This is a genomic window from Niallia sp. FSL R7-0271, from assembly GCF_038005785.1.
Lineage (GTDB): Bacteria > Bacillota > Bacilli > Bacillales > Cytobacillaceae > Niallia.
Genome location: NZ_JBBOTZ010000002.1, coordinates 462,345 through 484,434 on the forward strand (window position 1 = coordinate 462,345; position 22,090 = coordinate 484,434).

Sequence of the window (22,090 nt, forward strand, 5' to 3'; positions counted from 1 at the left end):
AAGCTATTGCAGTTTTTGCTATGTCAGCTTGGAATAAGATCTACAAAGTTGAAAATAATTAATTTATCATATGAAATAGCTAATAAACAAAACACTCTCTAGATGGAGAGTGTTTTGTTTATAAATAAATGAATAGCTCTATTCTTGTGTCACAAACGTGGCAGTTTAGTTGAAGAAGGAGAAGAATTCAAGTTTGACCTAAAAAATCCGTCTTAGTTAAAAGAATGCAAATTCAATAGTTAAAATTGTGGCAGTTTGGAAATATGAAAAAGGGTTTAAGTTTAATGGTATAATCTAGCTTAGGTAAAGACCACATCTCACTGGAGGGATTAATTTGTTAAATGAAGATATAGAAATAATTTTAAGTAAAATTGAGGAACTTGAAAGTTATGATGTTGAGATTGAAGTAGATGATCCTGAAATTGAATCTATATCTATTCACCTATTTTCAAGAGAAGAATTTGAAGAAGGTCAGTTAGGATATAGAATTGACGAAGATAGCAATTCTTTAACAGGGGATAACGAGGGTGATTGGAAAGAAAATTGGTATGTTATTGGATACGATGAACTTGTAGGAGACCCAATTTTTATTGATATAAAAAATAAAAACTATCCTGTATTGACCGCAATACACGGTGAAGGAGATTGGGAACCAGAAGTAATGTACTCCTCATTAAATGAATTTTTAGAATATGTATCTTAAAAAGGACGGTTTTACCAAGTCCTTTTTTATGTGATTTTATTAAGGATTTTGAATGCTAAAATAACCAATTATTTTAACTTTCCCTGCGAAAAGAAAACCTGTTATGCGGCAGCTCCATATTTTTTTTACTAACAGGGCAGGTTAGTGAAAGAAGGATTAAGTAAAACCATCAATGCTAAACTATTGATGGTTTTACTTAATCCTATAAATGAGCAATTTTTGTCTAACTAAAAAAATGGAGTTTGTAGCAGTATCTATAATTTCTAATAATCCATTATCATGGTTAAAGAAACAAAAGTGTATTTTACTATTGTATATAACTTTTTGACCGAACGTGATATTAGTAAAATGTTCTAGATTTTTGGCTGTTGACATGACTATATCTTCTTAGCCTCCTTCACTGTATAAAGGGAAGGTGACTAAGAAAAGTCTAATAGGACCCAATATATAATGTGATGTATTAAAACGGTAACATAGTACTTGCCTATAAGTAAATCCCGTTTTACTTATCAAATGATAGAAATTAAACTAAAAAATAGTCTCGTATTTAAATCTTACTAAAGTGGAAGGATAACTAAATAACATTTAAAAACAAAGAAAACCCTCGTTTAAATAGTGAGGGTTTTACGTGATAAGGAACAAAATCCAATCAAACCTTTTATAACTTTCCCCACCTGGTAAGAATTATTCTATAAGCACGATGCTGATAATTAAAAATCCTCCATATGGTAGAAACGTGGCAGCATTCCTGTAATAAATTAAAACCTTTCTTCTGGAACAATCAGGGCAGTTTACTTTAAGTACACTATTTCACAAACTAATGAATTTTTAAAGTGAAAATCACTGTATAATAAAGTTATTAACTATTCTAACTGGGGGCAAGTATGGTTGAAGTATGGATTGTAGAAGAAAAAGTTACAAATAAATTTTTAGATGAATCAGGGCATCATATAAGGATTGATGGAGAATTAGATACTGCATTTTTTATTGGTGCCGATGGAGAAGGATATGCAGAACGAAATAAAAACTATTTATTAGATTATTTACTTTGCCAAAACAAGTTTCCTTTTTATATTACCTTTATGGTCGATGATGGCCAAACAGATGAATATATTGAATTTTTTAATGAGAATAGAATGGAATACTCCTTAAAGATACTTGAAGAAAAAAGAACTTATTATAATTACTCGGGGAAGCACCAATACAACCCTCCATGCTTTACTGTAAAAATTAACGATTCGAATTCTTTAGTTTTGTTACTAAATGAAACATATTGGTTGCCAACTCAAAATGAGTTTTATTCCATTTCCTTTTCTGATAATTTAAAGTTTGAATTAAGAGAAGTAAAAGAGTGGGGAAGAAAAAGAAAACGTTCCATTCCGATTTTTAAGATAGAGCAAGAAACTACATTTATTACAATTTTTCCTGATGGACATGGTTTTTACTTATTTTCAAATGACAATAAATACAATAGTCTTAATAAAATTATTAAAACCTTGCCGAAAGGTACAGTTATAACACAGATAAACGATACATTAGTTAATATTGAAAACGTTAAAGAAGAATAATGTTTAACCAAAAAAGAGATCTCTCATTAGATAATTGAGGTCTTTTTCTTATGTAAAAATGGCAACATTCCTATAATAAGTGTAGAGATCGATTTTATGTCACAAACGGAGCGGCTTTCCTGTAATGAATGAAAATTAGCTTATGGTAGTAACATGGCAGCATTCCTGTAATAAAGGTAGAACCTTTCTTATGTTACAATCATGGCAGTTTAACAGAAAAAGAAAATTTCTGTTTTATAGCTACTAGGTGAACGATTTAAGTAGAATGGGCAAATTAAATTATACTATAGGAAAAATTTATATTACACTTAGTATTTTGGTATATAATGGATATATAAATGAAATATAATTTGGAGGTTTTTATGTTTTTAGTTTCTAAGTCCATGGATACACTTATTGAAAGCCTAAGTAATCATACTGAAACTCTTATAAAAAAATTAAAGGAAATACAAAAATACAATTTTTCCCCAGATATTGATTTATTAGATTTTGTAGTTTTTATGAATCAAACCTCATTTGATATTAGGATGTTTTCTATGGATAGGGAAAATAATGAAGTATTTAAAAAATCAGAGGATTCGTTGCTATTTGCTGGTAGCCAAGGAATAATCTCAGATGTGGAATTTAGACACATACTAGATGAACAGTTTGATGAATTTTACAGCTTTTATGAGGAAAATGAAGAAGAGTTATGGCCAAAGGAAGAAAAAGCAATTACAGAATGGTTTCAAAATTGTTGGAAAGCTGCTGAAACAGATGTTTTAAAACTACCTACTTATTTTGTTTTCCATGACGCTTCTGATTCATTCGAATTAACTTCCTGGAAATGGATAAATGAAAATGAGAAATACTCATGATTAAGCTCTATATATTATATCCTTATAAAGCAAAAGCCTACTAGAGTAGGCTTTTGCTTTACCACTCAAATATGGTAGTTAGTGGAGAACTTTCTACCAATGTAACAGACGTGGCAGCATTACTGTAATAAATGAACAAAACAGTGTTTATGGAAGAAACAGGGCAGTTTAGCCTGAGAAGAATATTTTAAAAGCCTATAAAATACGCCTTTTCTTTTCTATTGCAACTTTTACATAGGAACTTAAAATGTTAATCTTATTTTAGAAAGTAGGTGTATGATGAAAGATACATATTTTTTAAAATTTCCATATGCTGAATTATGCTCACAAGATGGAATGTCTTCGTTTAAGATTTGTAGTTATGAATATGCTTATCCCGATGCGGATAACAAGTATGATTTGGATTGGCATAAAAATTACCTAATACTAACTGTTCCAAGATTTAAAGCAGAAATCAATGAGATTATCTTAGAGGGACGTCTTATAAACCACTATATTCATGAGCTTCATTCTTTCTCCAATCTTCATAAGAAAAAATCGTTTTTGAACCCCTGGAGCCTTATTTTGAATTAATATTTAAGTTAAATAGAAGAAAAAAGGTCGATATTAATGGTTGTGTACGTTACCCAATGGATTCGACTACTTTTCTTCAGTTTGATTTTGAAACAGATTTAACATACGTAGATGTATTTATTAAGGGATTAGAATCTATCTTAGCGAAATATCCAATCAAAATATAGGTATATTCCTCCTAAGTAAACAACTGTTATAACAACAAACAAATCAGTCTACAGTTATAATAAACTCACATACAAACATGCTATAATCCTTGTGGGTCTATGGGTTGGCTTAACTATACCCATTGTGTTAACAGTTGGTTTTATACTCCTTAAACCACTGGTTATGGCTGATAGTACCGGCATAAGTATGCTTGTCTTTGGGCTATTAGTTATTATTGTGGATGTATATATAGGGATAAAAATATATCAAAAGAAAATTGCACCCTGGTTAGATATTAAAAAGAAAAAAAGAAACTACCCTTAACCTATGAGGACTTTCCATTTTAGTGGAAAGTCTATTTCTTATGTAACAATCAGGGCAGTTTAGTGGAAGAAGGATTTGAAGAAATTAGGAGGGAATTAACTGGTTTTGTTGAATCCTAATGGCATGTAATGCGTTAATATGCGATTGGGAGTTGTAAAAAAATGACTTGGATGCCAAATAAGTTCTCCAATGAAGAAAGATTTGAAGTTGCATATGAAATACTTAATGAGTTACTAAGTAAATACAAGAAAAACCTTCTCACTGTTGCGATTGAAGGATCTACCGCAAAGGGAATGGATGGCCCTGAATCCGACTTAGAATTAAGAGTAGTAATAAATGGGCGAGAGAGCAGTTGGGAAGCCTTTTTTTACAAAGGTATGTTTGTTGGAATTAGTTTTAGTACTCTAGAAAAAATGAAAACGAAAGCAAGAAGTATTGATTATGAGTGGCCAGTAAAAAGTGATTCTCTTTTTACATGTAAAGTTTTATATGATCCAACAAATCTCTATGAAAAAATAAGGAATATTGCAAAAAAAGCAGAAGAGCAAGTGGACTTTAACATCTTAATTAAAGATGCACTTACAGATATGTATGAACATGTTTATAAAATTTTTGCAATAAAGGATACAGAGTCTATACTTGCTGCGCATGAATCAAGACAAGTTGCTTATTGGGCGGTAATGTCCGTTGGCTTAAAAAATAAGCACAGATATTTATCAAGTAGGACAATGTATAAAGAAAGTTTTGAGTTGGAATGTTTGCCTGAAGAATTTGAACAGAAAATACGTGGCTTACTATCTTTAAATACGGATGTCCAAAGTTTAAAAAATAATGTGGGAGGATTATGGGTTTCTATTCTTAATTGGATTGAAAATATTAATATAAATCTTGAAAAAACGGAACTTTCCTTTTTATAAAAGAGGTACTGTATATCAACTTACTTGTTTCTAAGCATCAGGGCATGCATTTTAAATAACTTACAAAGGAAACAGTAACATTGTTTAGGGAGTGAGAATAAATGGATAAACTGCTCCAGCAGTTACAAAGTGTCGGTGTTCATTACATTAAAAGTGATCGTTTAATCATTTTAGAAATTCTGGAGAATAATATTACTCAAGCTTCAGAAATAGATATGCTAATAAACAAGCTATTAAATAAACTGAAAAACAGTAAGCTAAAAAAAATAAAGTTTGAGTGTCCTAAAACATTATTAGATAGCTTGAATATTACTAAAACTAAAATGAAAATTGTTGGTGAGAGGGCTATATATACGAGGCCTTTTACAACACCATTAGATAATTTGGTACCAAATTATGAGATTTGGTCAATTTCTGAGCATAACTCTATCTCCTTTTTATCTGATGTAATGCGTAAAAATTTTATTGATACAGAGAAATTTTTAATAGGAATGAGGACGGAGCTTCCATCGCAAGCAGAGAAAATGTATACAGTGTACATAGTAAATAATAAACCAGTTGGTGTAGTTTTTCCTCATATAGAACCGAATACAGACAAAGAAGGTCGCATTTTTTGGATAGGCATTCATCCGAATTTTATAGGGACAGGGATGGGTAAGAACTTACATTCAATCGGATTATACAGATTGAAAAATGATTTTAAGGCAAATTATTACTTAGGAATGACTCAAGTTGATAATATTCCGATGAGAAATATTATGGTATCAAACGCTTGCATTCAAAATAAAAATACAGTCATTTCTTTACAATATTCCATTTAATAATAGTTTGTTCGTAAAGTAATTAAAGTATGGGGAGGGAACCATGGAACAAGTTAAATTTTTTGAAAGCAGTCTTTTTAGTGCAGATGTTGAGAAATCTTTACTAGTACATAAGAAGATCATTAAAGAATATCTTCCAGAAGCTGATGTTCAGCACGTTGGAAGTACTGCTATACCTAAAAGTTTGACCAAAGGAGATTTGGATATACAAGTACGTGTATCTTCTCAACATTTCTCAAGGGCAGTTCAATTACTTTCATCCTTGTATGAAAGTAATAACGGTAGTGTGAAAACGGAGTTTTTTAGAGCTTTTAAAAAGGATTCGACTATTCCTCCTTTAGGTATTCAATTAACTGTAATTGGCTCTGAATATGATTTCTTTTGGAAATTCCGGGATGTTTTATTACATAATGAAGCTTATAGAATCGAATATGATAACTTAAAGAGAGAGTTTGAAGGAAAAGAGATGGATGAGTATAGAAAGCAAAAAAATATTTTTTTCCAAAAACTAATGCAAACTCCTGAATTTAAAAAACTTTAAACGTTTATTATTATTTTTTTGCTTCTTCACTAACGGGGCAGCATTCCTGTAATAAAAGAAAGCTAGCTTATGGTAGAAACATGGCAGGATAGCTTAAGTACAATTTTTCACAATATTTATCATTTCCCAGATTGTTTCTTATAGCTATAATAAAGATTGAGTACAAAGGAAAAATAAGGAAAATGAGTTTGAGATATGAACCTTGTTAAATATTTTAGTATACAGTGTGCACTAATTGGTGTAATTATCCTAACTAATTTCTACCTAGGAAGTTATATTGGTAAGCCATTTACATACACGGACTTAATGGCAATACTTATTGAATTCACTATACTGATTCTTGCTTTAACTCTTTTTGATAAATTAAAAAAACATCTAAAAACTATTCCTGTATTTAGCAAGGTTTCACTTTCTGTATTAGCATTTTTTATTGCGTTTATCTTTATAGGAATTATAACAGGAGAAATACAGTTTTAATTCTTATTTCACTAAAATGGCAGTTTAAGTGAATAAACAGTAATTCCAAAATTGATATAAGATAAAAAATATAAATACTATATGTCTGTTTTCTAAGGAGGACGTATGAATAAGGAAGAAATTGTTAAAGAAATCAAATCACATCTTAATAATACAAGTAATTCACAAACAGTATCAGAAATCCAAGATTTTTTAATTGAATTATTAAATTATGATTTTCGATTACTTGATGGAATAGTATCAGAAGTGAAAATAAAGCAACCTAAAAAAACTAAGTATTTTAAACAAATAAAAGTAGGTCAAATCTTTGAAATTTACCTTGATGATATTCAAAAGTATAATTATGGTGTGATTATTAAAGGAGATTTACTCCTTAATAAGGATGACAGTATTATCATAGGATATATAGATGCTTTCTCAGAGATCCCTTTAAATGTAGAAGAAATAAATAGGTATATTAGAAAGCATAAGTTTTTAATGATTGCTAATTCTGGATATGCATCAATAATGAGTTATGATTGGAAGTTGACTAGTCAGTATACTGAGGTTATATTTTCTGATGAAGAATTACATAACATTGAATATGTTGCTTGTATGGAAGGGACTTATTACAGAAGCAAGGGAATTAGTGACAGAGAAATATTTGATTGTGACATAATTGAAGAGAAAGCGGCTTTAAAAATACAAAACCCATTGGGGATAGTTGGAGATTTGGCCATTGTGGATATCTTGATAGAAAGATTTAAGAAAAAGCATATATTAAAATAGAGATAACTTTACTTTATGTATTAAATAAACGGAGCAGCATTCCTGTAATCATTGAAATAACCATTCTTATGTCACAATCATGGCAGGTTTGTTGAAGAAGAATTAAAATTAAAATAGCCATATACTTACTGAATTTTAAAATAGGTAATTAATCAAGAACGGAGTGTTCCATAAATGATTATTATTTATAACTAGTTAGTATTCTGTTTAAATAGCTTAGCTTTAGGCATAACTTAGCTAACATTAATAGTAGGAAGTGAACATAATGTCGGTTTTTATTCAAAATAGCGATATCAGCATTATTAACTCAATTAAGTTTAAAAAGAGGAATCTCACAGTTTTAAGTCTTGGAGTAAATTTTAGAGATCTTGAAGGTTTTTCAAATAATTTTATAAAAAATACTTTTGAGTTTCCTTTATTCTTTGTATTATCAACTGAGTTAATGGATGATGAAGATATAGAAAAGGTGAAGGAATTACATATTGATTATGTATGTAATAAAAAAAATGAATGGATGATTCTTAAAGTAGAGTCTGCTGCTCAATTAAAACTAACAACGAGATATTGTGAGGGGTTTGCTTCTAATGGTTTCCGTTCGTTTATGATAAAAGGTGAGAGTTTACTATTGGGTGAGTTATGTCCAAGTGTGAATTGGAATCATCCAATAGAATTCCCTGATCTTAATTGGGACAAGGTAATAACCTTAATTGATATAGATGAAGTTGGGTTAACGGTATTCACTGATGATAATAGAATCAATAGTACATTAAAATTGTTAAATTATATTCCTAAAGAGTATGAAATTGATTTGAAGAATTGTGATATTTAATTTAAAAGTTCATAAGCTAACAGGTCTTTCCTTAAATAATGGAAGGTTCTTTTTTATACAACAATCTGGTCAGAATCCTTATAATAACTTAAGCATTAACCAGTGCAGTTTATGTGCTTCTGGTACTATCATGGCAGGATAGTTTAAGTTAAATTATTCACAAACAAAAACTATTTTAAGGAAAATAAAACTTACCTTGATGTAGACTCGTCTATTAATTGGAAGGGAGTAAACAAAATGAAACAAGTAAGTATATGAAACATATCAAGTAATGGGGGAAAGAAGTAAAATGAAAAAAATAATAAAAGTAATTCTAAATATAAGCTTTATATTTTATTTATCAGCTTTGGTATATTTACTGTTTTTAGGCTCAAGAGGATATTTTTGGTCAGAAATATCTTTGATAGAATATTTAAAGTACTCATCTAATTTTGTTCCATTTAAAACTATTAGTACTTATATTATGGCAATGATCGACGGAAGTATGAACATGGATATACCTATAAAAAACCTTTTTGGTAACTTATTTATGTTTTTACCAATGGGTATTTATCTGCCTTATTATACAAAAAAGTTATCAAAATTATTTACTTATAGTATATCGATGATGCTATTGTTATTTTTGATTGAATTAATACAAGTAATTACAAGATTAGGAAGTTTTGATATTGATGATTTCATTCTAAATATGTTTGGTGCTTTAATGGGTTTTTGTATTTGCAATATAAAAGTTGTTCAGAAGTACTTTGCCATAGTATAGAGAATAAAACTTGAATTTAACTAGAGGGGATAATGTGATTGGGACTTAAATAGTGAATTAATATCCTTAATAAATTAGAATCAAAAAATATATTTTACAAGCTAAACAAAGTTAGAGATCAAGCTATATGGAAATTGCAGTTCCAGGTCAACGTTGGGAAGTGGAGTTTATGGAAGATGGTACTGTAGAAATTGAAAAGTCATTAGCGATGGAGACTTTTATGATGGTAAGGAAATAGAAACCCTGATAAAAGATTTTAGTCACTAGTTCAAAACGTCATATCACTAACGAGGCAGGATAGTGCAAGAAGGATAATTCAAAGTAACCTAGAATAAGTATTTAGATTGAAGGATTTAAAATATTAATAAAGGAAGTAGTCAAATGAATAACAGGGTTAAAGAATTTTGGAATCAATTTTGTATAGACACCCAAAAAGAAGGGGTTCAATATATAGATGCTTTCCAATTTGGTGCTTCTGCTGATTGGTTAGCAGAATTAGTTGTTAATGGAAAAAAGACAGCTACAACTTCCGGTTTCGTGTTTTATGAAAAGGAAAAAGAAGATATTCCTAAAGTTGGTGAACATTATATTGTTTTAAATGGTAAGGAAAATCCAGTTGCTGTTATTGAAATTGAATCTGTTCAAATTGTTCCAATGAATGAGGTAACCGAGGAATTTGCTTTAGCCGAGGGTGAAGGTGATTATCAATTCTGGTGGGATGCTCACCGGAAGTTCTTTACAGAATTATTAAAAGAATATGATATAGCATTTACACCCAATATGTTAGTTGTGTGTGAACGATTTAAAAAAGTATATCCTAAATAAGCAAAGCAAATGATAAATAATAATAAATACATTTGATTTAATAGTTATACCCTATTCCTAAAAACAAGTTGAATATAGCCAACTTGTTTTTTTATTTTAAAAGTTTAGCATTCCTGTTATAAATATTTTTCTTGTACCACAAACAGGGCAGTATTCCTGTGAAAAATGAAAACTTAGCTTATGGAAGAAACGAAGCAGTTTAGCTCAAGAAGTTTCTTACTACTGATGTTTATAGAAAGAGGAGATTAGAATGTTCTAATCTCCTTTTCCTTAATGAAACAAGAATAAAAAAATACCTAAATTCAAATGATATGTTTAATATAACTTCCCGGGGAGCTATCATGAACATAAAAGTAAATATATCATTAGAAGAAAATATAAATAATATGAAAAAGAAATTCCATTATTCAAATGAATTAAAAATAAGGAATATTAAACCTAATGAGATTATTATTATTTATTTGGATGGAATTATTGATTCAAAACTAATACAGGAATATGTTATTAAACCAATGTTGTTAGATTCCATTAATGTTGAGAATCCACATAGTATAAACCAGAAATTAGAAAGGATTATTGAATCAGTAGAAATAAAATATTCAAGTCTATTTGATAACCTAGTAGATGCTATAGTGAGTGGAGATACTGTAATGTTTATAAATGGTTATTCAAATGGCATAATCTTTCCTTCCGGAGAGTGGAAAGAAAGAAGCATTGAAGAATCAATAGGAGAGCGTTCTCCGAGAGGACCAGTAATCGGATTAACAGAAAAACTTAAAACGAACATTAACATATTAAGAAGTTCTATAAAAACTCCGGATTTGTGTGTAGAAAATATGGAGATAGGTATGCAAGCCAAAACAAGCGTTTCTATACTATACTTAAATGGAATTGTAGATATTGATATTCTTGTCGAAGTCAAAGAAAGGATCAATAAATTAAAGGACATAAAATATCTTCCTAATTCAAGAATTGTAGAAGATGCCATTGAAGGTTGGCCACCTGCAATTTTTCCGTTAGTTAGCTCATATGAGAGGATTGATTCCATTACATCCTCCTTATTCGAAGGAAGAGTAATTGTGTTAATCGATGGAATTCCTCATGCTATTGTTGCACCATCTTTATTCATGGAATCCCTTCAAGCACCCGATGAGTATCATGTGAAATTCGGTAGATTCTCTATACGTTTTCTTAGATTTTTAGGATTACTTGCAGGTATCTACCTGCCTGCAATTTACATTGCTTTATTTAATTTTCATTTGGAATCTTTTTCAAAAAAACATGTTAAGCTATTATTTACTAATGGAGAATTTATTTCCCCTTTCTGGGAAATCGTAATATTACTTTTAATCATAAGGGTTTTAATTGATGCTTCCTTTCGACTACCAAAAAGTGCTGTATTATTAGTCTCCCTCATTGGTACTATTGTTATTGGGCAAACTGCAGTTACGGCTAAGCTTATTCATCCTGTTTGTCTAATAATAGTTGGGATTACTACTTTATCTAGTTTTTTGGTAATAAATAAAGGGTTTGCCGCAGCAGAAAATATTCTTAGGATTATTATGCTTATTATTAGTTATTTCTTTGATTTTGTAGGATTAACTATAATGACAACCCTATTGATTATTTATTTAATTAGTTTAAAATCTGTAGGGGTCCCTTATTTCGCTCCTTTGATTCCATTAAGGATCAATGAACTAAAAGATACTTTGTATAGAGGGAATTTAAAGAAATTAATCAATAGTAAACATACATTTCGTGAATAAAACTAGTTAGAATATAAACGGTAAGGTAACAATTAAAATGAAGGAAAAAATAAATGGTTTATAATTATTAAAGAGAATTTCATCAATAAAGACAGATGCCATAGGCATCTGTCTTTTATATAACAAAGGGATATCATCTCTCAGTTTGTGAATTATTCCACTTAAAGAAACGGGGCAGGTTTGTTTAAGTTCATTTATTCACAATATATTAAAAAGAACATTAAATACTTTCTTTCTATAATTAGTACTAGTACTTTTTGTAAATATTTCAATAAAGATCACCTCCTAGAAAAATACTAACATCCTTATTTTCTTTAATACAATTAATAAGACTGGAATAATAGGGTTAAAAAGAAAGAAGTTGCAATTTAAAATAGACCCAGGCGCAATAATACAATTGTACAGCAATCAGCAAGATCTCTTTGATTGTTTTTTATTTAATCTATCAACATCAATTGTTTAAGATAGAGTCTTATATATTTTTTAAAACTAAAATTGTAAGCATGTTTAATTAAAAAAGTTATTTTACTATATTCAGAATCTTTGATAAAATATTTTTTAATGGTAAAAGGAGGTGAATATAGTATAAAAAGGTATTTATACATTTGGATAATAATTCTTTTAATTATCGGAGTGACTACTTTAATTTTTTTAAAAGGAATCATTGAATCCCAGGATGAAAAGTCTGAATTAATAGATTTTAGTAATGCAGGGGAGGAAGAATCCGATGATGTTAGTACTTCACAGATTATACCATGGGGAATAACCGCAATTGGAGGTCCTTTTCCAGTTTCAAATCAAACAAAAAAAATTAAAGTAGCAATTTTAGATAGTGGAATTAATAAAAACCATCCAGACTTAAGGAATAAAGTTGTTAAAGAGTTTAACGCTATCAATCCAAAAGATCCAGTAATAGATGACTATGGCCATGGAACTGCTATAGCTGGGATAATTGCTGCAAATGATAATTCTGAAGGGGTAATTGGGGTTTCGCAAAATGCACTTTTATATTCAGTGAAAGTTTTAGATAAGCATGGAAATGGCAATATAGATACTCTAGTAAAAGCTATAAGTTGGTGTATAAAAAACAAAGTTGATATTATTAATCTTAGTTTTGGTTTAACAAATGATAACGAAGTACTATACAATAAAATTAAGGAAGCAAATAAAAAAGGAATTATTATTGTTGCAGCGGCTGGGAATAACATTGGTTTAAAAACAGACTATCCTGCCAGATATAAAGAAGTAATTTCTGTTAATCCAACAAATAAGGAATATAAATATATTACTGAATTATCTTCTAAGGGAAAAATTGATTACACCTTGCCGGGTGTACAAATTCTAACAACTACAAAAGACGGTAAATATGCAGAATTTGAGGGTTCTTCTATTGCTACAGCATACTTAACTGGATTACTGGCTGTTTTATTAGGTGATAAAGATAAGTACTCTATAAACAACGAAAACTATTTAAGCTCTATTAATAAACACTCATATACTCTGGGTTCAAAAGAATTGTTCGGGAATGGATTTATTAAAATAGATAAGAAAGGGAGTAAATAAAATGGATAATTTAAAAATACTTAATATATATAATAAAAGGAAATTTATATCCTTCGCTATAATTCTTGTACTTCTTTTGGGGTTGATACCACCAAATTTAGTGAAAGCTGAGGAAACTGATAATATTGAAGAGCAACTAAGTGAAGAGTTAGGGTTAGACCCTTCAAACTCCAATCTAAATATTGAACATAAAGATAATGAATTCATTATTAACACAGAGATCAACCTTCTAGATGAAAATACTTCTTTTCCTTCACAAGAAAGTACTTCATTTAGTGAAGAAATAGACAACATAGGTGTATCTTTAGTAATAAACTTAGACACCGATACAGTCATGATACAATCTAAAGAAACAAACATTAATGGTGATGAGGAAGAGAAAGAATATACTTTGGATTTATCTTCTTCTACAGATAACGAAGTAAAAGGAACAATTGAAGACAGGGACACTGGAAATACTTATAACTATAATCCAAATGAAGTAACTGCTTCTGCTAGAGCAGCTATACCTGCGGGTGTTAAAATAGCACAAAAAGTCTTAGATAAACTGATAAAAGCAGGTTATGCAGCAATATTAGCGGGTTCTACTTACATTGTAGTAGATGAGTTTTATAAATTAAAAAAGACTAAGTCTCATTATCGTGCTGAAATTCATAATGACCAACTTTTTATTGGTGGAGGTATTTCTAAGTCTGCTGCTATAAATCGTTTGAAATCTGGTTATGATACTTGGTCAACAAATAGTTCGGGTGCAAAGTCTGTAGCACAAGGGGCAAGCCCTGTAAATACTTCTACTAAATCAGAAGTTGATAAGAAAGGAACAGGGAAAGTAAGACATTATCACCCCTTAAAATCAATAAATACGGGTGAAAGATTAAAAGCTGGTAAAATGAAAAGATCGGTGCATGCATTTTTCGGTAAAGCTGAACGGTAAAACCACTAAATTTTTTTATTAGGAGTTACTTATGAATACCAAAACGATTTTTATTACTAAGAATCCAACTAAAGATGTTTATGCTTCATTAATTGATATTGCAATTAAATACTGTGATAAGTTCCAATTAATTCTTAGAACTGATTTAGGAGTTAAGGCCAGTAGTTATAATGTATTAATAAATAGATTGCAGTCTTCATTTATCATGAAAAAGGAAGAGTCTGAGTGGGCAAGTACTGCTTTAGAAGAAAGTGATAAAGCTGAAGTTTACTACTATACTGCTGATGAGAATGCAAAACAAGTACTTAAAAGCTTCTCGAATTCTCTTTATAATTGGCAACATCCAAATTTACTTGAAGATTTGTCCTTCTTTAAAGATGATAAGGAATGGTTGGTTACTGTAAGTCATGAAGAGATTTGTGAAATTTATCCCACTAGTAGCGTTGAAATAGAGGAATTAAAAAACCTTAATGGTTTAAAGTTTAAATTTAAATAAGATTTAACTTTAAAAAGTACACAATTACTAGTGATTGTGTACTTTTTAAATTGTAGGAACTTACAAATCGCTTTAAAGGAATGGTCAACTTGAAAACTCTGTATAACCATATCTTATGAACGCGAGTATTGATTTAGCAATATATTTCAATGCGAGAGCATGTTTATAATGGTTTAAAATATAAAACATTAAATGTGATCAATAAGTATGGATGACTTATAATAGAGAATTACGTAACAAAATATATTCATATAGAAAAGCACTTAATATGACTATAACCCAACTTGCTAAATTGTCAGGAATGTCTCAAGGTACTTTTACGGTTATCATTCAATTACTAATTAAAAATAGTGATTAATTAGCAGTAACTATTTCAGATATTCTGCCTGGAGAAAATTTCGGAAATAATCAGGTGGATGTGTCAATTGAGGAGTTATTTTTCTCCCTTTTATGAAAATGTAATATCACCAAGATAGGTTACCTAGTCTTATTTACTGAGTGGATTTAATAATATGCCACTAAGTTGGTAAAATCCCTGTAATAATTGATGCATATTAAGGAAAAGGTTATTAAGTTCTTAGGGAACTAACAGGGCAGCATTCCTGTAATAACTGAATTAACCACTCTTATGTCACAATCATGGCAGTTTTGTTGAAGAAGATTTATGGTGACTAAAGGTAAAACGGGGGGTCAAATGGATAATTATAAGTTTAATGAGTTTATTAAAATTGCAAAAATGCTAAATGATAATGAAATTATTCCCTTGTTAATGGGTTCAGTTGGTTTAGAAGTCGTTACGGGAAAGAGTTGGGATGCAAAAGACTTAGATATTCATGTACCAGGTGATAAAAGAGGGTGGGAAGTCCCGCCCGAATTTAATATATATAACTGGAATAATATAGTCAACATTATGAATTCAATGGAATATAGACTAATTGATTTGCATGAACATGAATTTTCTAAAGAGGGATTATCAGTTGAAATTGGTATTATTAACACTTTACCAAGTTTCGCAGGAATACAATTAGAGGAGTTAGAAATGCACCAAATGGGAGAGATAAAATATTATTTACTAAATCATGATCAATACTTAAGTGTTTACGAATCTTCATCCAAGGATAGTTACCGAGCAGATAACAATAATAATAAAGATATTAAAAAAATAGATTATTTAAAACGAAGGATATTGGGAAACCAAAAATTATACTAAATCTAATGGGTTAATCGGTGCTTTACATAAAAATCTTTGGGCTTATTAGACGGCTCTTTTTCTTATTCAACAAAGTGGCCATATTCTTGTTCTAAGTGACTAATCATATTCTTGTGTCACAAACGGGGCAGGTTTGTTTAAGTGAAACTAATCACAATAAACTCTAAACTATATTTATTGAATCAGTATAAAGGATTTTAATAATTTTAATCGAAATTACTCATAGTTATTTATCCGAGAGCATCATGGAGGAAGAAATGAAGAAAGTAATAAACATGATTAATCAATGTTCGAAAGTGGCAAGTGTGTCGTTAGTTGAATTGAAAAAAGCAGAAAAAGAAATTGGTGCTATGTTTCCGGAGGAATACAAAGAACTCTTTTTAGAAACAAATAACGCAAAATTTGGTGATTGGACTTTATTCCCTATCCAAACTAAGGATAAATCAGTACTACCAATTGATATTTTAAGTCATAATCGAGAGAACAGACCGGCAAATATGCCAAGTGATATGGTTTGTATAGGGGAAAATATCAACGGTGATAAACCTTGCTACCGTATTAGAAAGAGATTTATGCAGGAACTAATCTTTATTTGGAGTGATAAAACTGGATTAAGTGATTGTAAAGCATCAACTTTTAGCCAATTTATTGATTGGTATGTACCGAAAGTAAGTAATAAGCCTAAAACAGTGGGTACTTTTACAGTTGAAAGTGGAAAGTTAATTGTAACTGATCCATGTTATCTGGAGAATGAAGAAGAACTTCAAATCATACTTTCTAATGTAAAAAACGGGAAATGGACAGCAAGTCTTAATTACAATGATGAAGAAGTTGTTGAAAGTCTACTTGTATTTTATGGAGAAAAGATATCAAGTGGAAAATAGCATGAATGTGATAAACCAATTGGGGTTGACTCGGCACAAGCTGGAATATTTGATCTTGCAGTATTCGGTATCGATGATGCCATCAATTATGAAGTAAAAAATTTTTATGACATAGAGATAGACGAAGTTGGATTAAAATATTATGTTGCATGTTGTGATATGGTTGCTTCTGATGCACAAGGAGGAGTTGTTCCTAGTGGGGCTGTTTCAATGTCTGGATATGGTGACGGAATGTACGAGGTGAAAGTAAAATATAACCTTTCTAAAGAGGTTGTTGGAGTGAAGATTGAATTTGGAGATGATGATGGTTAATACCACTCTGCATAACGGATAGGAAATACTTTTTCTTGTTCAAATATAAAGGGGGAGAAAGTATTATTAGCTGCTTAGGCAGCTTTTTTGTTTGGTCCACTAACAGGGGCAGCATTCCTGTAATAAAGGAAAGACTAGCTTATGGGGGGTAAAATGGGTTGCTTTTTTTTCAGGAGGTGGAGATAAGGAACAAACGAAGGAAATAGACCAAGAATTTATAAAACAAATCAATCTAAACAAACCATTACTATATATACCAATAGCGATGGATGGGGCTATTCCATTTGATGAATGCTATAAATGGATTAATAGTGTTTTTAAACCTTTGGGTATTCAGGAAATAACAATGTGGACCGATTTGAGTAATAAAACTCTGGAGGATCTAAAACAGTTTTCAGCTATCTACATTGGCGGAGGAAATACATTTAGTTTACTAAATGCTATACAAATTTCCAAGCTTGATAAGGTATTAGAGGAATATATAGAAAATGAAGGTGTAATCTATGGAGGAAGTGCGGGAGCCATAATATTGGGTGCGAATATTACTTGTTCTCATATGGACGCTAACAAAACCAACTTGCAGAATTTTTGAGGGATTAAACTATATTCAAGGTTATTCCTTATGGTGTCACTATGAAATGGAAAATGACAGTTTGATATGGAGTTATATCAAACAAAATAAAAAGACTGTAATTGCTTTGCCAGAAGATACTGGAATTTTCTATAGTAAATCAGGTATAGAAGTAATAGGAACTTCACCAGCCTTCATATTTAAAGATGATGGTAAAATAATAGTTCAACCAAAATCATATATTTAACTCCTTGTTCAGCTAAAGATGCTATCCTTTAAATAACTGGATAGCCTTTTCTTGTGCATCGTGGCAGCAGTCCCGTAATAAATGAAAATTTGGTAACTGGTGGTGAAATAAAAGAATGATATCAAACATTTCAAAAGCGTTAGAAGATGGTCAATTTTTAAGTGATGTGTTTCTAAGTCTTGATGGATTAAAAATTAATAATGATGATTTAGAGTTAACTATTCAAGTAACTTATGAAAATAATGATGAAATACTACAACTTTGGAAAGTAACCTGTACAGATTTTAGGGAGCATCAGTTAAATGTACACTATTTCGAGGAATTTAAGGTATTAGATGATCACGTATATCTTTGGAAATACAATAATTCTTTAGCGGATTTATTTTTTAAGGGAGTTTGTTATGATATTAATCAAGTGGTAAGAGAGTTGTATATTAATCACTCTAATAAAGTAAAAGGACAGATACCTATGGAAAAATATCTAAATCTCACTGGAGATTTAGTGGATTTATTACAGCAGGGAGAAGGGTTATTTAGTAAAGGTCCCCTTAATATAATCAAGGTACACGAAAAGGTATTGTCTAACAATGGATTTAAGACAACAATTATAGATTATTCAAACACTGAAAGTGGACCATTCAAGTTGCTTATGTTTGAAGATTCTTTCGTTGTGGCAAAAAGTTTTAAGGCAATACAAATGTTTTAAATTTTATGATTAAGTGTCGTGGCTGATCCTTTAGGTAAATGTATAAAACTCTACACTTATATAACAATCGGGGCAGCAGTCCCGTAATAAAGAAAAGAGCCTTGCTTATGTAACAATCAGGGCAGCATTCCTATAATAATTAAAAAACTATCATATTATGGAATGGAAGAAACGGGGCAGTTTAGTTTAATAAGCCTAAATGATATGATAAAAGAAATATTGGCAATATGGGGTTGAATCAAAATGGATAATTGGAGGAATATGGCGATTTGGTTTGAACAAATACCAGATAATCTTCAAGCTTACTTTAACTTGAAGGAAGATGAATTTAATGCGATTCAGTTTGAAAACATTCAATATTTAACTCTTTGGCATCATAAAAAGAGTAAGTTAGGCAACTTTGTTGATATTCCAGAAAATCTGCTCTATTTAGAATTAAACTGGTCCAATATACAAGATTTCCAGGGTATAGTAAAAATGAATAAATTAAAGCGTTTAGAGTTACATTATTGTACTAAATTACAAAATGATTCTGGTCTGTCTGGATTAGTCGATACGCTAGAACATTTACATATTAATCAATCAAAGAAATTTGCACCAAGCGAAGAATTATTATCTCTGAAGAATCTTCGTGTTTTGTGTCTTACTTCTTGTGGTAATCTTGAGAATCTGAATTTTTTACATCAATTTCCTAATCTAATTGACTTTAGATTTGTTAATACTAATGTGTTAGATGGTGACTTAACACCAATTTTAGACCATCCAACTATTCGAAGTGTGGGCTTTCTGAATAAGAGACATTACAATATTAAAGATGTTGAGATAGATGCTTTATTAAAGGATAAAAATGGTGGAGAGGAATTTCAAACTGTTATTAAGTATGGAAAAAATGAAACTTTTAGATATATTTATTAATTAAAATTGTTATTGAACTACTAACGTGGCGTTAATCCATTAAGGATTAATGCCATTATTTCTTATATCTCTTTTGGAACTATCGGGGCAGCATTCCTGTAATAATGAAAACTTGTCTAAGGAAGAAACAGGGCAGTTTAGTGAAAGAAGGATTAAGTAAAACCATCAATGCTAACTATTGATGGTTTTACTTAATCCTAAAAATGAGTGATTTTTGTCTAACTAAAAAAATAGAGTTTGTATTAGGATCTATGATTTCTAATAATCCATTTTCATGATTAAAAAAACAAAAGTGTATTTTACTGTTGTATATAACGTTTTGACCGAAAGTGATATTACTAATATGGTCTAAAGCAGTTGACATAATCTGTTTTTCTAGCCCCCTTCACTATATAAAGGGAAGGTGACTAAAAAAAGTCTAATAGGACCCAATATATTATATGATTTATTAAAACCGTAACATAGTACTGGCCCCTAAGTAAATCCTGTTGTACTTATCAAATGATAAGAATTAAACAACAAAATAGTCTCGCATTTTTAATTTTTTGTGTTACAAAATGGCAGGTTAGTGTAATAAAGTTATGGAGGATTTATAATAAACGAAGGAGAATATAACTCATCAGAAAAACGAAATGGAGAATAAAAGATGGTTATGCAGGAAGTATTTAAACAACTTATAAAAAATGAAATTGCTCCTTTATTTAAAGAAAATGGTTTTAAAAAGAAAGGGAATAATTTTGCAAAGCTATTCTCGGATTTTGCATGGACTGTAAATATCCAATCATCTAAGTGGAATACAAAAGAAGAAGTAGAGTTTACTATCAACACTGGAATTTTTACAGATAAATTATATGGTATGGGTTATAGAAAGGAACCACCCAAATTTCCAACAGAAATTAATTCAGTTCTAAGACACCGAATTTCTGAACTGAAAAATGAACAGGATTACTGGTATAAAATTAACTTATCGAGTGACCTAGAGAAAGTGAAAGATGAAGTGAGAAGTGACATAGAAAATCTTGTTTTTCCGTATTTCAAGAAATTCCAAACAATTGAAGACGTTATGCAAGAGATGAAAAGAGAAGAAGCAGAAGACTTTTATGGTAGCGATTTTGATCTTACTATTTTGTATCAAGTTTATGGATTTAATAAGGAAGCACAAGAAAGAATGATGAAAGCATACAATCATTACGATTATATACAAGATAGGGAATATATTAGGGATCTGGCTGACGAATTAAATTTATCGATAGATAAACAAAACACTCTCTAGATGGAGAGTGTTTTGTTTATAAATAAATGAATAGCTCTATTCTTGTGTCACAAACGAGGCAGATTAGTGGAAGTGAAATTTTGTACAAGTTTTGATTGTGATGCTACAAAAAAGATTTCTAACTTTTGGTTAGGAATCTTTTTGTACTAAATATATTTAGGTGAAAGTATAGATTATCATCATATAGTTATCCTTTTACTATTTTCACCATTTTGAAATTAATTTATATTTAGGTACCTTCCAAAAAAAAGTAATAGTCCACTTAATGATTAGTAGAATGAACAACATACTCTATAAGGTTTAAGGGAGGTGGGGGATAAATAATTATTCAGGAATCCGTATTCTTAATTTATCAATTGAATAGCTTAATTCTTCTATTGCATTATTTAATTGGAATATTTCTATACCTATAAAGATTAAGGTTATTAAAATTGCTGATAAAAGAATGTATAAAAGGCTTTTATTCATAATTTCTCCTCCGTAATTAATAAATTTTAAACTAACTGTATTTTTTATCATAGATAATTGAGATTTATCTGTGAATAGTTTTCATATCAATATAGCCATTATGGTTACTTATCTGATGGTTTTGCTTGGCTAAAAAATAACCCAATAGGATCCATATCTATCATTAGAATAGAATTATGCCATGGGTTGTTCATTATCATCTTCCAATATCTGATTGAGAAGAACAAACAATGCATCCTGCGCATCCATTTCGGAAATAACTATACTTCTATCAACAAAAACATGTGCAGCTAACTGATCCCATTCTTCTAATGTTTTAATTTGTTCTAAACCTGCTTTTACTACTTCATGTTGTCCTTTTCCTGCAAAAATCCCTACACGATTTTTGTCCCATTTATCACCATATATATTTGATAAGTAGCCATAAAGATTCATTATTTACCTCCTTTATCATTTTGAATTCTTCATAATTTGATTTGCATATTTAAACCTTAACATAGTCATATACATGTTCAATAGTTGTTTCAAATAAAGTGAAGATAACAAATTTCACTAATAAATATACTAGGTAAAAACCAACTTTGTGAAAGATTACACTTAAACAATAGGGGGCTTTTGTTGAATAAGAGGATCAT

General features: G+C 30.1%; 27 protein-coding genes. 25 read left to right on the forward strand and 2 right to left on the reverse strand.

From position 1 onward, the window contains the following. Positions 1 to 334: 334 nt before the first annotated feature. The 25 genes from MKX82_RS22320 to MKX82_RS22430 all read left to right on the forward strand — a co-directional run bounded on the left by MKX82_RS22320 (position 335) and on the right by MKX82_RS22430 (position 20,987). Positions 335 to 703: a hypothetical protein gene (locus MKX82_RS22320; RefSeq protein ID WP_341080186.1), complete on the forward strand. Its 369-nt coding sequence runs from the start codon at positions 335 to 337 to the stop codon at positions 701 to 703. Positions 704 to 1,587: 884 nt separating this feature from the next. Continuing rightward, positions 1,588 to 2,271 (forward strand): hypothetical protein, encoded by a 684-nt coding sequence (locus tag MKX82_RS22325; protein WP_341080188.1) that lies wholly within the window; start codon positions 1,588 to 1,590, stop codon positions 2,269 to 2,271. 362 nt (positions 2,272 to 2,633) lie between these two features. Continuing rightward, entirely contained in the window at positions 2,634 to 3,128 is a 495-nt protein-coding gene (locus MKX82_RS22330) for a hypothetical protein (protein WP_341080190.1), read from the forward strand. 276 nt (positions 3,129 to 3,404) lie between these two features. Then, complete coding sequence (locus MKX82_RS22335) at positions 3,405 to 3,701, forward strand: hypothetical protein (protein WP_341080192.1); 297 nt, start codon at positions 3,405 to 3,407, stop codon at positions 3,699 to 3,701. Next, positions 3,701 to 3,868 (forward strand): hypothetical protein, encoded by a 168-nt coding sequence (locus tag MKX82_RS30450; RefSeq protein ID WP_445738865.1) that lies wholly within the window; start codon positions 3,701 to 3,703, stop codon positions 3,866 to 3,868. Before MKX82_RS22335 ends, MKX82_RS30450 begins: the two co-directional genes overlap by 1 nt. Before the next feature lie 465 nt (positions 3,869 to 4,333). Next, complete coding sequence (locus MKX82_RS22340; protein WP_341080195.1) at positions 4,334 to 5,089, forward strand: kanamycin nucleotidyltransferase C-terminal domain-containing protein; 756 nt, start codon at positions 4,334 to 4,336, stop codon at positions 5,087 to 5,089. Between the two features lie 101 nt (positions 5,090 to 5,190). Beyond that, on the forward strand, positions 5,191 to 5,910 hold the full coding sequence (locus tag MKX82_RS22345) for a GNAT family N-acetyltransferase (protein WP_341080197.1): 720 nt from the start codon (positions 5,191 to 5,193) through the stop codon (positions 5,908 to 5,910). A 43-nt stretch (positions 5,911 to 5,953) separates the two neighbouring features. Beyond that, complete coding sequence (locus tag MKX82_RS22350; protein ID WP_341080199.1) at positions 5,954 to 6,451, forward strand: GrpB family protein; 498 nt, start codon at positions 5,954 to 5,956, stop codon at positions 6,449 to 6,451. 582 nt (positions 6,452 to 7,033) lie between these two features. Then, positions 7,034 to 7,696 carry a hypothetical protein gene (locus MKX82_RS22355; protein ID WP_341080200.1) on the forward strand — a complete coding sequence of 221 codons (663 nt, stop codon included), beginning with the start codon at positions 7,034 to 7,036 and terminating at the stop codon, positions 7,694 to 7,696. Positions 7,697 to 7,961: 265 nt separating this feature from the next. Beyond that, positions 7,962 to 8,525 carry a hypothetical protein gene (locus MKX82_RS22360; protein ID WP_233317287.1) on the forward strand — a complete coding sequence of 188 codons (564 nt, stop codon included), beginning with the start codon at positions 7,962 to 7,964 and terminating at the stop codon, positions 8,523 to 8,525. A 289-nt stretch (positions 8,526 to 8,814) separates the two neighbouring features. After that, positions 8,815 to 9,285, forward strand: a complete 471-nt coding sequence (locus MKX82_RS22365) for a VanZ family protein (protein WP_341080201.1) — start codon at positions 8,815 to 8,817, stop codon at positions 9,283 to 9,285. A gap of 381 nt (positions 9,286 to 9,666) precedes the next feature. Continuing rightward, on the forward strand, positions 9,667 to 10,110 hold the full coding sequence (locus tag MKX82_RS22370; RefSeq protein WP_341080202.1) for an ASCH domain-containing protein: 444 nt from the start codon (positions 9,667 to 9,669) through the stop codon (positions 10,108 to 10,110). A 341-nt stretch (positions 10,111 to 10,451) separates the two neighbouring features. Next, a complete protein-coding gene (locus MKX82_RS22375) occupies positions 10,452 to 11,876 on the forward strand; it encodes a spore germination protein (protein ID WP_341080203.1) in 1,425 nt (474 codons plus the stop codon). Between the two features lie 543 nt (positions 11,877 to 12,419). Then, the gene (locus tag MKX82_RS22380; protein ID WP_341080204.1) at positions 12,420 to 13,439 is read left to right on the forward strand and encodes a S8 family serine peptidase; all 1,020 of its coding nucleotides are present in this window, start codon (positions 12,420 to 12,422) and stop codon (positions 13,437 to 13,439) included. Position 13,440: 1 nt separating this feature from the next. After that, the gene (locus MKX82_RS22385) at positions 13,441 to 14,373 is read left to right on the forward strand and encodes an SAR2788 family putative toxin (RefSeq protein WP_341080205.1); all 933 of its coding nucleotides are present in this window, start codon (positions 13,441 to 13,443) and stop codon (positions 14,371 to 14,373) included. 31 nt (positions 14,374 to 14,404) lie between these two features. Next, complete coding sequence (locus tag MKX82_RS22390) at positions 14,405 to 14,869, forward strand: stage III sporulation protein AH (protein ID WP_341080207.1); 465 nt, start codon at positions 14,405 to 14,407, stop codon at positions 14,867 to 14,869. 211 nt (positions 14,870 to 15,080) lie between these two features. Then, positions 15,081 to 15,227 (forward strand): helix-turn-helix domain-containing protein, encoded by a 147-nt coding sequence (locus tag MKX82_RS30455; RefSeq protein WP_445738850.1) that lies wholly within the window; start codon positions 15,081 to 15,083, stop codon positions 15,225 to 15,227. A gap of 336 nt (positions 15,228 to 15,563) precedes the next feature. After that, positions 15,564 to 16,079, forward strand: a complete 516-nt coding sequence (locus MKX82_RS22395; protein WP_341080209.1) for a phosphoribosylanthranilate isomerase — start codon at positions 15,564 to 15,566, stop codon at positions 16,077 to 16,079. Positions 16,080 to 16,336: 257 nt separating this feature from the next. Next, entirely contained in the window at positions 16,337 to 16,963 is a 627-nt protein-coding gene (locus tag MKX82_RS22400) for an SMI1/KNR4 family protein (protein ID WP_341080211.1), read from the forward strand. Between the two features lie 159 nt (positions 16,964 to 17,122). After that, positions 17,123 to 17,275 carry a hypothetical protein gene (locus tag MKX82_RS22405; RefSeq protein ID WP_341080214.1) on the forward strand — a complete coding sequence of 51 codons (153 nt, stop codon included), beginning with the start codon at positions 17,123 to 17,125 and terminating at the stop codon, positions 17,273 to 17,275. Between the two features lie 226 nt (positions 17,276 to 17,501). Beyond that, positions 17,502 to 17,867 carry a Type 1 glutamine amidotransferase-like domain-containing protein gene (locus MKX82_RS22410; RefSeq protein ID WP_341081594.1) on the forward strand — a complete coding sequence of 122 codons (366 nt, stop codon included), beginning with the start codon at positions 17,502 to 17,504 and terminating at the stop codon, positions 17,865 to 17,867. 46 nt (positions 17,868 to 17,913) lie between these two features. After that, on the forward strand, positions 17,914 to 18,093 hold the full coding sequence (locus MKX82_RS22415; protein ID WP_341080216.1) for a hypothetical protein: 180 nt from the start codon (positions 17,914 to 17,916) through the stop codon (positions 18,091 to 18,093). Positions 18,094 to 18,208: 115 nt separating this feature from the next. Continuing rightward, complete coding sequence (locus MKX82_RS22420; protein WP_341080217.1) at positions 18,209 to 18,799, forward strand: hypothetical protein; 591 nt, start codon at positions 18,209 to 18,211, stop codon at positions 18,797 to 18,799. Between the two features lie 261 nt (positions 18,800 to 19,060). Then, positions 19,061 to 19,714, forward strand: coding sequence for a hypothetical protein (locus MKX82_RS22425; protein WP_341080219.1), 654 nt, complete (start codon positions 19,061 to 19,063; stop codon positions 19,712 to 19,714). A gap of 646 nt (positions 19,715 to 20,360) precedes the next feature. Next, complete coding sequence (locus MKX82_RS22430; protein WP_341080221.1) at positions 20,361 to 20,987, forward strand: DUF4304 domain-containing protein; 627 nt, start codon at positions 20,361 to 20,363, stop codon at positions 20,985 to 20,987. Between the two features lie 324 nt (positions 20,988 to 21,311). Here MKX82_RS22430 and MKX82_RS22435 read toward each other — a convergent pair whose 3' ends face one another. Together MKX82_RS22435 and MKX82_RS22440 are read right to left on the reverse strand one after the other, a co-directional pair. Further along, complete coding sequence (locus MKX82_RS22435; protein ID WP_341080223.1) at positions 21,312 to 21,455, reverse strand: hypothetical protein; 144 nt, start codon at positions 21,453 to 21,455, stop codon at positions 21,312 to 21,314. Between the two features lie 174 nt (positions 21,456 to 21,629). After that, positions 21,630 to 21,890: a hypothetical protein gene (locus MKX82_RS22440; protein WP_341080225.1), complete on the reverse strand. Its 261-nt coding sequence runs from the start codon at positions 21,888 to 21,890 to the stop codon at positions 21,630 to 21,632. Between the last annotated feature and the right edge of the window lie 200 nt (positions 21,891 to 22,090).